The 14993-nt window shown below is 66.3% G+C and carries 10 protein-coding genes; 7 read left to right on the top strand and 3 right to left on the bottom strand.

Annotated features, from left to right (window positions below; all coding sequences use genetic code 11):
* Genes M9952_07965 through M9952_07955 form a run of 3 tightly spaced genes read left to right on the top strand, consistent with a single transcriptional unit; the run spans position 1 to position 3184 of the window.
* Positions 1-963 carry an ABC transporter permease gene (locus tag M9952_07965; GenBank protein ID MCO5312852.1) on the top strand — a complete coding sequence of 321 codons (963 nt, stop codon included), beginning with the start codon at positions 1-3 and terminating at the stop codon, positions 961-963.
* A complete protein-coding gene (locus M9952_07960) occupies positions 960-2156 on the top strand; it encodes an ABC transporter ATP-binding protein (protein MCO5312851.1) in 1197 nt (398 codons plus the stop codon). Before M9952_07965 ends, M9952_07960 begins: the two co-directional genes overlap by 4 nt.
* Positions 2156-3184 carry an ATP-binding cassette domain-containing protein gene (locus tag M9952_07955; protein MCO5312850.1) on the top strand — a complete coding sequence of 343 codons (1029 nt, stop codon included), beginning with the start codon at positions 2156-2158 and terminating at the stop codon, positions 3182-3184. Before M9952_07960 ends, M9952_07955 begins: the two co-directional genes overlap by 1 nt.
* Positions 3185-3196: 12 nt before the next feature.
* Here the strand turns inward: M9952_07955 and M9952_07950 are convergent, their stop codons facing one another.
* On the bottom strand, positions 3197-4069 hold the full coding sequence (locus M9952_07950) for an enoyl-CoA hydratase/isomerase family protein (protein ID MCO5312849.1): 873 nt from the start codon (positions 4067-4069) through the stop codon (positions 3197-3199).
* Between the two features lie 117 nt (positions 4070-4186).
* Between M9952_07950 and M9952_07945 the strand changes: the two genes are divergently transcribed.
* From M9952_07945 to M9952_07930, 4 genes are all read left to right on the top strand, one after another.
* Positions 4187-5932, top strand: coding sequence for an AMP-binding protein (locus M9952_07945; protein ID MCO5312848.1), 1746 nt, complete (start codon positions 4187-4189; stop codon positions 5930-5932).
* A 147-nt stretch (positions 5933-6079) separates the two neighbouring features.
* The gene (locus M9952_07940; GenBank protein MCO5312847.1) at positions 6080-6322 is read left to right on the top strand and encodes a hypothetical protein; all 243 of its coding nucleotides are present in this window, start codon (positions 6080-6082) and stop codon (positions 6320-6322) included.
* Between the two features lie 18 nt (positions 6323-6340).
* Complete coding sequence (locus M9952_07935) at positions 6341-7876, top strand: NAD(P)/FAD-dependent oxidoreductase (GenBank protein MCO5312846.1); 1536 nt, start codon at positions 6341-6343, stop codon at positions 7874-7876.
* Between the two features lie 23 nt (positions 7877-7899).
* Positions 7900-10044 carry an acyltransferase family protein gene (locus M9952_07930; GenBank protein MCO5312845.1) on the top strand — a complete coding sequence of 715 codons (2145 nt, stop codon included), beginning with the start codon at positions 7900-7902 and terminating at the stop codon, positions 10042-10044.
* A gap of 37 nt (positions 10045-10081) precedes the next feature.
* On the opposite strand, the gene M9952_07925 is transcribed toward M9952_07930, so the two are convergent.
* Complete coding sequence (locus M9952_07925) at positions 10082-12673, bottom strand: acyltransferase (GenBank protein ID MCO5312844.1); 2592 nt, start codon at positions 12671-12673, stop codon at positions 10082-10084.
* A gap of 179 nt (positions 12674-12852) precedes the next feature.
* Positions 12853-14991, bottom strand: a complete 2139-nt coding sequence (locus tag M9952_07920) for an acyltransferase (protein MCO5312843.1) — start codon at positions 14989-14991, stop codon at positions 12853-12855.
* Positions 14992-14993 lie beyond the last annotated feature (2 nt).

Here is a 14993-nt window from a genome sequence, read left to right as displayed (position 1 = left end):
ATGACTGACCCTGCAGCCGAGACCGCCGTCGCGGTCAAGGCCTCGAAACAGAAACTCGGTGCGGTCGGCTGGGTGTGTGCCGCCTGGCTCATCCTGCTCGTCCTGGTGTCCCTCTTCGGCGGGCTCCTCAAGGCCACACCGATCGAGGAGGGATCACGAGCGCTGCGGGCGTGCGGCGATGGCAGCGGGCTGCCGATCTACGATCCACTCGGGTGTCGCGACACCAAGGCGGCACGCGAACAGCGCGACTCGGGCCGCGCCGAGGGAAAGGTGCGCCACCTCGCCGGGGTCGACGACGCCGGACGCGACGTGTTCAGCATGGTCTTTCTCGGCACCCGCACGACCATCACCATCGCCGTGGTGTCGATCGCCGGCGCCACGCTGCTCGGCGGGCTGCTCGGGATGCTGTCGGGGTATTTCCGCGGTCGTGTCGACACCGTCGTGTCGATCCTGCTCGACGTCATGATCGCGTTCCCTCCGTTGGTGCTGGCGATGCTGCTGGTCTTCAGTTATTCGGCGGGCGCCCCTGAACGTCGGGTACGCGCCATCATGATCGCCGTCACCGTGGTCGCCACACCGATCCTCGGCCGGATCGCTCGAGTGTCGGCGATGTCGTGGTCCCAGCGCGAATTCGTCATGGCGGCGAAGGCGCTCGGAGCCCGACCACATCGGATCATCCTTCGCGAGGTGCTTCCGAATGTCGTTCCGGCGATGATGTCGATCGCGCTGCTCGCGGTCGGCATCGCAATCGTGACCGAGGCAGGGCTTTCGATCATCGGCATGGGCGTGGGCGGCGACGATGTGAGTTGGGGTGCCGTCATCGCCGCTGGAGCCGACAGTTTCCGGAAGATGCCGCACCTGGTCTTCGTGCCGACCGTGCCGATCGTGGTGACCGTGTGCGCGCTGAACCTGCTCGGAGACGCGCTGCGCCGCAAGTTCAACGTCCGGGAGAGTGCGCTGTGAACGACGTCATTTCCGTGCCGGAACCCGCTCAGGCGCGCATCAAGGGCGATCACCTGCTCGAGGTCAAGAACCTGTCGGTGTTCTTCAACACCCCGCGCGGCAAGGTCCGTTCCGTCGACGACATCAGCTTCACCCTCGGACGAGGCAAGACCCTTGGCATCGTCGGCGAGTCGGGATCGGGCAAATCGGTGACCTCCAAGGCGGTCATGGGGCTGCTGCCCCGACGCACGCTCGAGATGTCGGGCAGCATCCTTTACGAAGGATCGGAGCTCGTCGGGCGCTCCGAGGCCGACTACCGCAAGCTGTGGGGCACCGAGATGTCGATGGTGTTCCAGGATCCGATGACCTCGCTGAATCCGGTCATGAAGATCGGTCGCCAGATCACCGAGTCGCTGCGCCTGAACCTCGGGATGGACCGTCAGACCGCCAAGGACACGGCGATCGCCCTGTTGAAGGCGGTCAAGATTCCGGCCCCCGAGAAGCGCTTCAACGAGTATCCCGGGCAGCTCTCCGGCGGCATGCGCCAACGCATCGTGATCGCCGTAGCGCTCGCCTGCGGACCGAAGCTGCTGTTCGCCGACGAGCCGACCACCGCCCTCGACGTGACGGTTCAGGCCCAGATCCTCGATCTGCTCGACGATCAGCAACGCGAGCGTTTCATGGCGGTCGTGTTGGTCACCCACGACCTCGGGGTGGTCGCGGGACGTGCCGACGAGATCGCGGTCATGTATGCCGGCCGTATCGTCGAACATGCGCCGACCCGGTCGCTGTTCGGACGCATGCGCCACCCCTACACCGAGGCGCTGCTCAAGTCGATCCCGACCCTCGATGCGCCGAGCCACACCCGACTCGCCGCCATCGGTGGGGCGCCGCCGGTGCTGATCAACCCGCCGGCAGGCTGCGCCTTCGCTCCGCGCTGCTCCTACGCGCAGGATCGTTGCCATACCGATCGGCCCCCGCTGGTTGCAGATCCTGCGGATCCCGACCACCTGTTTGCGTGTCACTTCCCCGTCGCATTCACACCGAAGCCGACGTCGGCTCCCCACACGGTCGGGGCCCCGGCAGGTCCAACACCGGGTGACATGGCATCGTCCGGTCCGGCACCGGGTGGTCAGGCGCACGGCGGCACCGCCATGACCGTGACCACCGCAGAGGCCGCATTCGCCCCGAACCCGACGACCGGAGGTCAGTGATGGCTGGCAGTGGAACCGCCCACCTTCGCGACGATGTGCTGTTGCGTGTCGAGAACCTCGTCATGGAGTTCGCCGTCAAAGGGACCCGCGACAAGGTCCAGGCCGTTTCCAACATCAGCTTCGATGTGGCCGACGGAGAAACCCTCGGGCTCGTGGGCGAATCCGGGTGCGGAAAGTCGACCACCGGCAAGGCCATCATGCAGCTTCCGAAGCCGACCTCCGGACGTGTGAGCTTCGATGGCGTCGACATGACGTCACTTCGCGGGGAACAACTGCGCTCGACGCGGCCGAAGATGCAGATGATCTTCCAGGATCCCATCTCCTCGCTGAACCCTCGACGCACGATCACCCAGATCGTGTCCGAACCCCTCCGGATCTGGAAGCGCGGATCCGACACAGACCGGGCAGCGAAAGTTGACGAGGTGCTTTCCGCGGTCGGCGTCGATCCGGCGGCCGCCGCGGTTCGCCGTCCCCACGAGTTCTCCGGCGGTCAGTGCCAGCGGATCTCCATCGCCCGGGCGGTGGTGACCGACCCGAAGCTCATCATCTGTGACGAACCGGTGTCGGCGCTTGACGTCTCGGTGCAGGCTCAGGTCCTCAACCTGCTCGAGGACATGAAGGCCCGCTATGGCCTGACGATGGTGTTCATCGCGCACGACCTCGCCGTCGTGAAGAACATCTCGGATCGGATCGCGGTGATGTACCTGGGCAAGATGTGCGAGGTCGCCGCTCCTGATGCCTTGTTCAGCGCACCGGCGCATCCTTACACCCGAGCGTTGATCAGTGCTATCCCCCACCCGGACCCGTCGCTGTCCATCGACACGACCTGGCGTCTGGAGGGCGACCTTCCGTCCCCGCTCAATCCCCCGTCGGGGTGCCGGTTCCGAACCCGCTGCCCGAACGCGCAGGACGTGTGTTCGTCGGTGGAGCCGCAGATGACCGCCGTGGCCAACGCCGACTCACCGCATTACGTGGCCTGCCATTTCCCGTTGCAGCCCGTCACCACCCCGGTGACCATTGGGCGCTGACCGCCCACGGCACTAGCGGTTCGAAAAGCGCGGTTCGCGTTTTTCGAAAAACGCCCCGACCGCCTCGCCGGTGTCCTCGGTGAACGAGGCCAGGATCTGGGTGCGGTTTTCCAGGTCGATCGCGGCGCGCATCGACGAGATCGCCTGATTCGCATAGCTGACCTCCTTGGTCATCCACACGCCGAAGGGCGAGTTGCGCCGAATCATCCTGGCGACCTCCACTGCCCGCTCGACGAGTTGATCGGCCGCCACGACGTCGGTGAGCAATCCGATGGACTGCGCTTCAGCCGCGTCGATGATGCGCCCCGTCAACATGAGCTCGTGCGCGCGGCCGGCGCCGACGATTCTGGGCAGCATCCAGCTCACTCCGACGTCGCAGCCACTGATGCCGATCCTCACGAAGGCATCACCGAATCGTGCGGATTGCGATCCGATCCGGATGTCGGAGGCCAACGCGAGGGCGAGTCCGCCGCCGACCGCAGCGCCGTTCACGGCGGCGATGACCGGCACCGGTTGTTCGCGCAACGCCAGCATCAACCCGGCGATGCGCTTTTGCAGCGCCATGCCGAGCTGAGCGCGTCCCGGCGGTTCTGCAGCGGCCGGGTCGAGGTGGGAATCCTCAGGCCGGACTTCCGACTCGAACGCAGCAGAGGGATCGATCGCCGCCAGGTCCAAACCAGCGCAGAATGCTCGCCCGGCCCCGGTCAGGATCACCGCACGGAGCCCTCGCATCCGGCCAAACGCCGCGAATCGGCGCTCGAGGTCGGCGATGAGCGCCAGGTCGAGGGCGTTGAGCGCATCGGGTCGATCGAGGGTGAGCTGGAAGATGCCGTCGTCGATCTGTTCGAATCGAGTGACGGACGATGAGGTCTCTGGCGTCGTCATGGCCACCATGTTCGCAGGCCGCTAGGTTCCGAGCCCGGCAGGTTGAAGCGGCCCTGCCGCCTTTCGATCCGACCGGCCATCACCGTGGAACAGACCTGGAGCTGACGTGGAGCTGACGTGGAGTTGAACATCGCCGACATGTGCGCAGCGATCGCGCAGGCCTACCCGGATCGTGACGCACTGCTGTTTCGCGACCGGCGGTTGTGTTGGGCACAGGTCGATGCCCGAGCAGCGGCCTTCGCCGAGACGCTCCACGGGGTGCGCCCCGGCCGCCGCCGGGTGTTCGAGGGTGCCAACGGATGGGAAAGCACCCAGGAACACGTCGCGCTGTACCTGCACAACGGAAACGAGTACCTCGAAGCGATGCTCGGCGCCTGGCAGGCATCGTGGGCACCCGTCAACATCAACTATCGGTACCTCGCCGCAGAGCTCACCTACGTCCTTGCCGACAGTCGTGCCCGCGTCCTGGTGTTCCACTCTGCCTTCGCCCCACTCGTGCAGGAGGTGCGCGCCGGGCTGGAACATCTCGAAGCGCTCATTCAGGTGGCGGACGAATCCAGCAACGATCTGGTCGACGGGGCCCGGTGGTACGAAGACGTGGTGACCCAACCCGCCTCGGAGGCGTTGAGAGCCCGCCTCGCGGATGAGCGCTCGGGCGACGATCTGTACGTGTGTTACACCGGCGGCACGACGGGACTGCCCAAAGGGGTGTTGTGGCGTCAGGCCGACTTCGTGGTCTCCGCGCTCGGACTTCGGCGCAAGGACCGAACCGACTTCGATTCGATCGACGAGATCGTCGCCGCCGCCGAACACAGCCGGTTGCGGGCGCTCCCGGCCCCACCGTTGATGCACGGGGCCGCCCATTGGAACGCCCTGAGCTGCTGGTTGGGCGGTGGGACGGTGATCATCCAGGATCACCCCGAGCACTTCGACGCCGCGGACGTGTTGGACTGTGTCGAGCGACACCGCGTCACCAGCCTGCTCATCGTCGGCGACTCCTTTGCTCGGCCGCTGCTGGACCAACTCGAGGCGAGCCGGCGCGCCGGACGGCCGCGCGACATGTCGAGCCTTCGCCACCTGCTGTCGGGAGGGGCCGTGCTCAGCCCTCACGTGAAGGCCGAACTGTTGGGTGCTCTCGACGGGGTCACCATCGTCGACGTGCTCGGCTCCTCCGAAAGTGGACGCCAGGCCGTGGCGACCTCGGCGGTGGCGAGCTCGGCTGCGGCGCCAGGCCCATCTCCAGCAGGCCCATCTCCAGCAGGCCCACCTCCAGCAGGGCCATCTGCGACAGGACCGTCGACGACAGGCTTTCGCTCGGAATCGACAGCCGTCGTGCTCGCCGATGGATTGGACCGTCCGCTCAACGCCGACGACCCCGCGGATGTGGGGGTGGCCGGGTGGCTCGCTCAGACCGGCCGCATGCCGCTGGGCTACCTCGGCGACGAGGCGAAGACCGCGGCGACCTTTCCGGTGATCGGCGGGGTCCGCCATGGCGTCGCCGGGGACCGTGCCGCGCTGCGCACCGACGGCACGATTGAGTTGTTGGGACGCGACTCGGTGTGCATCAACACCGGCGGCGAGAAGGTCTTCGCCGAGGAGGTCGAGGTGGCCCTCACCGCTCACCGGGCGGTCACCGACGCCATCGTGTGCGGGCGTGCGAGCGAGCGATGGGGTTCGGAGGTGGTGGCGGTGGTGTCGTTGCGACCCGACGCGACGGTGAGCGACGACGAGCTCATCGCTCACGTCAAGGCGCGCCTCGCCTCCTACAAGGCCCCGAAGTCGATCGTCCGGGTCGCCGGCGTTCGACGAAGCCCTTCGGGCAAGCCCGACTACGCCTGGGCGCGTTCGCTGGCCGAGGGCTGAGACGCCGCCTCCGCCACCTCCACCGGGCATCCACCGGGCATCCACCGGGCATCCACCGCCAAGGGGCCGTGTCCACAGTCCGCACCCAGGAAAGACCCAACGATGCTGCCCTGGTTCCCCACAGGCCTGCGGGTGCACGATGCCTACATGGCTTTCGAAATCACCCTCACCGACCATCACACCGAGGTCGTCGCCGACGCCGACACCTTCGCCCACGACAAGACCATGACCACCTTTTACCGCACCGGTAACGCTCGCCAGACGATCGACTGCTGGTCGGTTCCCGTCGCGAGTATCCGCACCGACAACATCTTGATGGTTCGCATGGTTGCCGGGGCCGATGTCGCCTGTGAACCGATAGCGAGCGTTCACCATCTCGCCACGGCGTGAGAACTAGCATCGGCTCTCGTGAATTCTGAGTCCGACCCCGTCGCCCCCACCGCCGAACCCGCCGCGCCATCGGGAGATGTCGTGATCATCGGCGCCGGGCCAGCCGGCCTCACCGCTGCCTATCAGCTCGGCAAGGTTCAACGTCACGCCACCGTGCTGGAAAGCGACGACATCGTCGGTGGCATCTCCCGCACGGTCGAACGCAACGGATGGCGTTTCGACATCGGTGGTCACCGTTTCTTCACCAAGGTTCCTGAGGTGTCGGCCCTGTGGCACGAGATCCTTCCCCAGGGCGACTTCCTGTTGCGGCCGCGCAAGAGTCGGATTTTCTACAACGGCAAGTACTTCGATTATCCGCTCAAGGCGATGAACGCGTTGACGAACCTCGGGCCGATCGAGGCGATCAAGTGCGTCGCCTCCTATGCCGTCGCTCAGGTCCGCCCACCGAAGGATCAGGACAACTACGAGGGGTGGCTCGTCGCACGGTTCGGTTGGCGCCTCTACCGCACGTTCTTCAAGACCTATACCGAAAAGGTGTGGGGGGTTCCGGTCAGTTCCATGCCCGCCGACTGGGCTGCGCAACGCATCAAGAACCTGTCGCTGTTCAATGCCATCGTGAACGCGCTGTTGCCGAACCGGAACCAAAAAGACATCGCCTCGCTCATCGAAGAGTTCGAGTACCCGAAGTTCGGCCCGGGCATGATGTGGGAGCGTTGCACCGATCTGGTCACCGAACAGGGTGGCGACGTGATCATGCAGACCCGAGTGGTGGAAATTCGCCATAGCGACGGTGTCGCCCACACCGTGGTCGCGGAATCGACCGACGGCGCCCGCACCGAGTACCCCGCCGAACACGTCATCAGCTCGATGCCCATGCCGGCGCTGCTGCGCTCGATGGACCCGCCGGTCGACGAGGTCACCCGGCGTGCCGCGGATGACCTGCAGTTCCGCGACTTCCTGACCGTGGCTCTGGTGGTCAAGGGTGAGGAGACCTTCGACGACAACTGGATCTACATCCATGACCCGAACGTGAAAGTCGGTCGAATCCAGAACTTCCGCTCGTGGTCTCCCTACATGGTCAAAGACGGCTACACCTGCCTCGGCCTCGAGTACTTCGTTTTCGAGGGCGACGGAATGTGGACCTCGACCGATGAGGACCTCATCGAACTCGCCAAGCGCGAGCTCGCCATCCTCGGACTCGCCGACCCCGCTCTGATCACGGAGGGCTACGTCGTTCGGATGCCCAAGGCGTATCCGACCTACGACGAGCACTATGCCGCCAACGTCGAGGTGATGAAGGCATGGCTCGCCGCCAACGCCACCAACGTCCATCCCGTCGGACGAAACGGCATGCACAAGTACAACAACGCCGATCATTCGATGCTCACCGCCATGTTGACCGTCGAAAACATCGCCCAGGGTGCCCACCATGACATCTGGGCGGTCAACGTCGAAGAGGAGTACCACGAAGAAAAGGCGGCGTCGTCGCCTCAGGGAACCGGGCGTGACGCTCCGGTGATCCCCTCGACCGCGCCCTCCCTTCACCAGCGCTGAGCCGACCAGGGGCCGCTGACACCGTGGCGAGCCACTCCTCGACCGGATCACCACCGAGGGGTTCGACCTCCGACCGCACCCGTGCGGATCACCCGCGCTCCGGCCCATCGAGCGCGGATCGACGTCGTGGCGATCCCAGCGGCCCATCGCCGAGCGCTGCTCGTCGCGCCCACACACCTCGGCGCGCGTCGTTACGCCACATCGCCGGCCTCGACGGGTTGCGCGGCGTCGCGGTGGCGGTGGTGGTGTTGTACCACCTGGGCCAGACCAACGACCTCGGTTGGTTTCACCGATTCACCCAGGGCGGATTCCTCGGTGTGTCAGCCTTCTTCACGCTGTCGGGGTACCTGATCACCTCGCTGCTGATCCTGGAGTTCGAAAGCGTCGGTTTCGTCAACCTCGGCGGGTTCTGGCCTCGGCGTTTGCGGCGGCTGATGCCGGCATCGCTGCTGACGCTCGCCGTGGTTCTGGTGTTGACCCCGTTGATCGGCACCGCCAGCCAACTGCAGGTCCTGCCCGGGCAGATCTGGTCGGCGATCGGCTACGTGTTCAACTGGCATCAGATCCTCTCGGGTAACGAATACGCCGCCTCGTTCAACGCTCCGTCGCCGCTGAACCACTTCTGGAGTCTTGCGGTCGAGGAGCAGGCGTACCTCGTGGTGCCGTTCGTTGTGGCGATCACCATGAAGCTCGCGCACCGGCGCAGCGCGGTGGCCGGAGTGTTCTCGGTGATCACCGCGCTGTCCTTTCTCGCCATGGTGGTGCTCGGGGGCGGCGAATACTCGAACCGGGTGTATCTCGGCACCGACACCCGCGTCGGCGAGCTGGCGATCGGCGGGGTGCTCGCGGCGCTGAGCCTCGGTGGCACCGGCAGACTCATCGACCGTTTCCGGTCGTTGCTGCCCGTAGCGTCGATCATCGCGACGGTCGGATTGGTGCTGTCCTGGTCGCTGGTGCCGATCGAGAATCCCTGGCTGTATCGAGGCGGGTTCTCCATTCACGGCGCGGCGATCTGCGTGATCATCGCGGCGATCACCTCGGGCACCTACCCCCTGGCGCGAATCCTCGAATCCTCGGCGCTGGTCGAACTCGGCAAGATCTCCTATGGGGTCTACCTGTTCCACTGGCCGATCATGTTGTGGCTCACCCCCGACGTCGTGCCGCTCGCAGCGGTCGTCATCGCTGTGATGCAGGTGGCGTTGACCATCTCGTTGGCCATCGTGTCGTACCACGTCTTCGAACGGCCGGTGCGTTTCAGCCGCCTCATCACCGGCAATCAGCGCGCGGTCGTGCCGCTGGTGGCGCTGGCCGTGCTCGCCGCAGGCGCAGCCGTGTTGCCCGACCCCGACGACAACGACCTCGTGGCGCTCGAGTCGGTCGGCGGGGTCGTCGATGCGGCCCCACAACAACGCGACTCCGCCGAGGCCGCCGCGGCGACCCGTCCGCTTCGCCTACTCGTCATGGGCGATTCCTTCGCCAAGTCGATCGGCATCGGGTTCGAGCAACTCGCAGCGCTCGATGCGACGGTGTCGGTGTACAACCGTGGCCTCGTCGGCTGTCCGTTCGGCACCACCGGTTGGAACCGCGGGATCGGCCTCGAACGACAAGCCGACCAGGAGTGTCTGGGCCGACCCGGAAACTTCGAGGAGTCGACCCAGCTTTTCGAACCCGACGTGGTGCTGGCCGCCGGCGGCATGTGGGACATCGCAGATCGTCGTCCCGATGGGTTCGCGGACTGGACCCATGTCGGCGATCCCGCCTACGACGACTTTCTCCGCCAGGAACTCGGTGCACGAATGGACGAGTGGTCGGCGCACGGTGCGATGGTGGTCTGGCTGACGGCGCCGACGTTCTCGCCGATCTACAACCCCGAGATGTACATGGCGAAGCCTCCCTACTCCGAGGCCGAGCCGGGTCGCTCGGAGCGCTTCAACGAGTTGGTGAACGAGGCCGCCGCGCTGCGCACCAACGTCGTGGTGGTCGACCTCGCCACGTGGATGAAGAACTCCCCCGGTGGTGAGTTCTCCCCCGACCTGCGCATCGACGGTGTGCACTTCACCCGCGCCTCCTCGGTGACCGCGGCGCGTTGGTTGCTCGGCGAGATCGAAACCGCATGGAAGGCCAAACACCCTGAGGGGCTGCCCACCGTCGAGTCCTCCGGCGATTGACGGCTGCCGGCTATCCCAAGTGGTGATGGAGGAAGGGTCAGGGCCGTGAGGCGAGTTCGACCAACTGCGGTCCCAACCACTCGGACACGCCCACGAGCGCCTCGTCGGTGAAGTGCAGTCCGTCGGTGAGATTGGCCGGGTCGACCATCCCGTTCGGACCGGTCTGCACCCCGGCGGCGAAGTCGACCACGCTCACGACCCCGGGGCGAAGTGCCGCGGCCTCGTGCAGCAGTTCGTTGTACCGGTCGACGCGGGCGTGTTCCGACTCCGGCAGGCCCTGGAAGCCCTTCTGGGCGCCGCTTTCGATGTAGTGATGGGTCAGCAGGGTGACCCGTGCCCCCTGGGAACTGAAGACGTCGATCGCGGTGAGCAACTCGCGCAGGAAATATGCATCGAGTACCGGATCGCCCATGTGGCGCCATTTGCGGTCACCCGGCAGGATGCGATCGACGATGTCCCAGACCCCGTTGAAGATCGTCACCTCGTGGGGCCGTGATTCAGCGACCCAGGTCAGGAACTGTTCCCCCCAGTCGCAGCGGTCGGGGAACTCGGCCACCTCGGTCTGGAAGCGATAGCTGCCGCCGCGGGCGATCGGACAATTGAACTGCCCGCGCTGCAGGAACTCCGCTGTGCCCGAGGCCGCGGCCCAGTTCTGCAGTGCGTACCCCAACCCGAAGGCCACCGAATCGCCCGCCACCATGATCCGGGGCCGCTCGTTCGGCGCCAGCGTCAACGGAGTCCACGCGGGGGCGGGCGGAAGATCGCCCGGGGTGAAGGGATCGACCATGCCGGTGCCGCCGAGTGCGCCGGCATCGATGACCCGGCTGATGCCGGCAACCTCCTCGAGCGCCCATGCGAGGACCTGGGCGGCGGCCGGCGGCGACAGTGCGGCGCCATCTGGGCGAATGGTCGGGTCGAACGGATCGCTACTGAGCGAGGCGATTTTGGTGGCGACATCGAGCACCCGTGCCCGCTCGCTCGACTCGACGACCTCGTTGAGGCGAGCGTTATAGGCACCCGCACGGGCCGGGTCGTTCTCGGGCACGAGTTCCGGGGGTAATGCAACCCCCGGCAACTGTCGACGCTGAGGGGCCATCGTCGCCCAGGCGACGGTCGCTCCGCCCGAAGCCAACTCCTCGGTGCGGCCGAACATCTCGGTGCCCAGGAAATCGTCGAAGGTCTGCTCCCCCGGATGGCGAATCGGGTCCTCGGACCAGAACTGCCGGTCGGTGACGTCCCAGAAACCGGCCATCACCACCACCACGTCCGGCTGAAAACTCGCGACCGCCTGCGACCAGACCTCGGCCGCCCCGGCACAGTTCGGCGGGTTGACGGCTTCGGTCGATTGCCCGCTCACCACCCGGGTCCCCCCGAACGACACGCCGCATCCGGGTGCGGTCGAGGACTCGACGACGACGTTCGCCGCGGCGATCACCCCGTCGGTGGTGGTCGGATCCGCGATCAGCGACGCGGCGGTCTCGTCGCCGACGATCAACACCCGTTGTGGTGGGGGCGGCGCGGTCGTGGTGCTGCGTTCGAGACCGGCGAGGCTTTCCTGCGCCGGTGCAGCCGTCGCGGCCACCAGGGTCGACGACACCAACAGCAACACCGCCGCGCCGCCGAGCACCGCGGCCAGCGTTCGTCCGCGCAGCGCGGTACCCGTCCGGATCGGGTGTTCGAGGAAGCGGTAGCTCACGACGGCGATCACGATCGTGATCGCCATGCGAACGCCGAACAGCGGCCACAACGTGAGTCCGGTTCGCCGCGGGGTCAACCACTGAAAGATCGGCCAGTGGTACAGGTAGAGCCCGTAGCTGATCGTGCCCACCCACGCGAGCGGCTTCCAGCCGAGCGCCCGGGCGAACGCCGAGGCCTGCATCGCCGACACGATCAACGCCGCGGTACAGACCGCCACCAGGAGGAATCCCCAGGGGTACATCCATTGGGTGGAAAACGTCGCGTTGGCGGTGATGAACCCCAACGTCGCCAACGCTGCGACGCCGACCAGCGTCGTCACCTGACGCAGCCACCAGTTGGTGATCTGGGTCCGGTAGAGCGTGGCGCATGCCAGCAGCGCTCCCAGCAGCAGTTCGGACATGCGCGTATCCAGACCGAAATAGGCCCGGTTGAGGTCGGTGCCGGCCAGGTGTGCGTTCCACCAGGCGGAACCGGCAGCCAACACCATCAACACCGCGACCAGCGGCGCCCGCCGTCGGCGCGCAACGGCCAGCAGGCCCGCCGCGAGCAGCGGGAACACCACGTAGAACTGCTCCTCGATCGCCAGGCTCCAGAAATGGTTGAGCGGCGAGGGTGCGGTGGTGGCTCCGGCATAGGAGGTGCCCTTGGCGATGAACACCCAGTTGAGTACCTGACCCAGGGCGCCCGGAACGTCGCTGCGAAGGGAACGGAGTTGGTCGCCGTCCCAGATTCCGACGGCTCCCATGACGACCACGAGTGCGATCGTGGCGTACCCGGCGGGCAGGAGACGGCGGAATCGGCGCGACCAGAATCGCCCGAGGTCGACTTTGCCGTTGCGGTCGAACTCGCGCAGCAGCAGCGAGGTGATGAGGAATCCCGACAGGGTGAAAAACATGGTGACGCCGACGAACCCGCCGGTCGCGAACGACATGTGAGCGTGGTAACAGAGCGCCAGGATGATCGCGATACCTCGAAGGCCGTCGAGGCCCGCCACGTGCCCGAACGGGGCGGGGGTGCGCGCCGTTGTCGGGGCGCCGGGATGGGTGGGTATGGGTTGATCTGGAACCGCTGGCATCGTGTATCGCTCAATCGCCGAAGCTGAACGGCCCGCTATCGGTCACCGTCGAGGCCGAGTTGCGGCGCCCGCCAGTCGCGCCAGAGACGAAGCAGTTCGGGGCCGAGAAATTCCAAGGCGACCGATTCCGCACCCTCCTTGTTGAAGTGGGATCCGTCGGCCCGAAGGCTCGTGTCATCGGTCTTGTCGGCCATGTAGGTATGCAGATCCAACAGCCGCGAAGTGTCCGGGAACTTCGCGGTGAGCCGTTCGAGCACAGCGTTGAACGCGTCGACCCGCGCCGGGTCGTGGCTCAGGCGCAGGTTGGCGTTGAACGACTCGCTGTCGAGGTTGCTGTAGTAGGGAAGGTTCACCCACAACACCAGCGCGCCGCGACGCGACAGCAACTCTTGAGCTGCCGACAGCTCTGCGAGCAGGTAGTCGTCGTAGATCTGATCTCCGACGTTGCGCCACACCTCATCGATCTGCGTTGGCACGGGGGTGCTCAGCAGCGCGGCGTCTTCGCCGACGACGGTGTGATTCATCCCGAGTGGGATACGGCGGTCGACCAGTTCCCACTGTCCCGTGTGCACCATGGCGATGTCGAGACCGTCGACGTCGGTGATCGGATACCAGCGCTGCGGCCAGTTGTCGCACTCGGCACGACGAGGAACCACCCCAAAGGAGCGTTCGTAGCCGCCGCGACCGATGCCACACCCGATCGTGGTGTCGCCTCCGAGGAAGAACCCACCCTGGGTTTCCACCGCCCAGGCGGCCAGCGGGAACGCCATGCTGAGGGCCACCGAATCGCCGAAGTGCATGATCGCCGGTGCGCGTTCGGCCTCGCGTTGCGCCTGGGCCGCGGCCAACTCGGACAACCCTTCGCCCGGCGAACCGTCGGCGGAGGTTCCGGACTCCCCTGACGTCGCTGCCGGAAGGCTGCCCATGACGAGGGTGTCGAGTTGAGCCGACGCGGCCTCGGCATCGAACACCAGCGAGGTGGTGGTGGGCATGATCAACGCCAACACCACGACGATGACCGCCGCGGCCGACGCCATCGTCGGCAGGGCGGGTTTCGGGAATCGACGGCGTCGCATCGGAATCTCGACGTGACGGCTGCTGAGGACCGCCAGCACCAGCGTCAGCGCCACGAGCACGACGAACCGCGGGAAATGGCCGAGTCCGGTGCGGCGTTCGGTCAGCAGCGCGAACAGCGGCCAGTGGAACAGGTACACGCCGTAGGAGATTCCGCCGAGCCACCGCAGCGGTCGCCATTCGAAGATGAACCCGATGATGCCGATGCCCATCGCGGCGTTCAGGATCAACGCCGCCGATCCAACGGCGATCAGCACCAGACCGCCCTTGAGGACGAACGCACTTCCGACCTCGACCCGGACGCAGGCCACCAGGAAACCCACCAACGACACGACCCCGGCCACCACGACGACGCTTCGCAGCACCCATCGTCGCAACAGATGCACCCTGGTCTTGGGGTGGGCGACCATCGCTGCCAGCAGTGCGCCGATGAGGATCTCGGCCGAGCGGGTGATGGTGCCGTAATAGACGCGATCGACAGAGTCAGCGGTCAACGTCGTCCACATCGACAGCGACAAGAGCACCCCGAGAACGCTCGCCAGCACGCTCAGCGAGCCTCTCGAGACCCGCAGAGCCACCCACACCAGCACCGGCAGCGCCACATACGCCTGTTCCTCGATTGCGAGGCTCCAGAAGTGCCGAAACGGAGACGGCGTGGAAAACAGGTCGTTGTAGGACGACCCGGTCGCCAGGAACCGCCAGTTGGCAACGTTCAACAACGAAGCGATCGCGTCGCCGCGATCCTGTGAACCGAACGCCGACAGCGCCGAGGCCAACACGACGGTGACCGCGATGGTGAGCCAGGCGGCCGGGAGCAACCGCCGGAAACGCCGAGCCCAGAACGAACCCAAACTGAGCGATGCCGTGCCGTCGTACTCGGTGATGAGCAGCGAGGTGATGAGGAATCCCGACAGGGTGAAGAACAGCGACACCCCCAGGAACCCGCCTCGCACCCACGACCAGTTTCCGTGGAACAGCACCACGACGACGACCGCGGCGCCGCGCAATCCGTCGAGCGCCGGCAGGTGAACGAGCCGGGACCGGTCACGGAATTGAACGAACGGGTGTAGCCGTGTCCGCGGCGGGTGCGTTGAGGTCACGG

The sequence above is a fragment of the Microthrixaceae bacterium genome (assembly GCA_023957975.1).
In the GTDB taxonomy this organism is placed as follows: domain Bacteria; phylum Actinomycetota; class Acidimicrobiia; order Acidimicrobiales; family Microtrichaceae; genus JAMLGM01.
The sequence above is the reverse complement of the archived record's forward strand: the minus strand, read 5'-3'. Positions and strand labels throughout refer to the sequence as shown.

Excerpts from the sequence above, each read along its gene's own strand:
- M9952_07925 (MCO5312844.1), bottom strand. The coding sequence starts at position 12,673 with ATGTCGTTCGCGACCGGCGGGTTCGTCGGCGTCACCATGTTTTTCACC.
- M9952_07965 (MCO5312852.1), top strand. The coding sequence starts at position 1 with ATGACTGACCCTGCAGCCGAGACCGCCGTCGCGGTCAAGGCCTCGAAA.
- M9952_07950 (MCO5312849.1), bottom strand. The coding sequence starts at position 4,069 with ATGACGACGCCAGAGACCTCATCGTCCGTCACTCGATTCGAACAGATC.
- M9952_07955 (MCO5312850.1), top strand. The coding sequence starts at position 2,156 with ATGGCTGGCAGTGGAACCGCCCACCTTCGCGACGATGTGCTGTTGCGT.
- M9952_07940 (MCO5312847.1), top strand. The coding sequence starts at position 6,080 with ATGGCTTTCGAAATCACCCTCACCGACCATCACACCGAGGTCGTCGCC.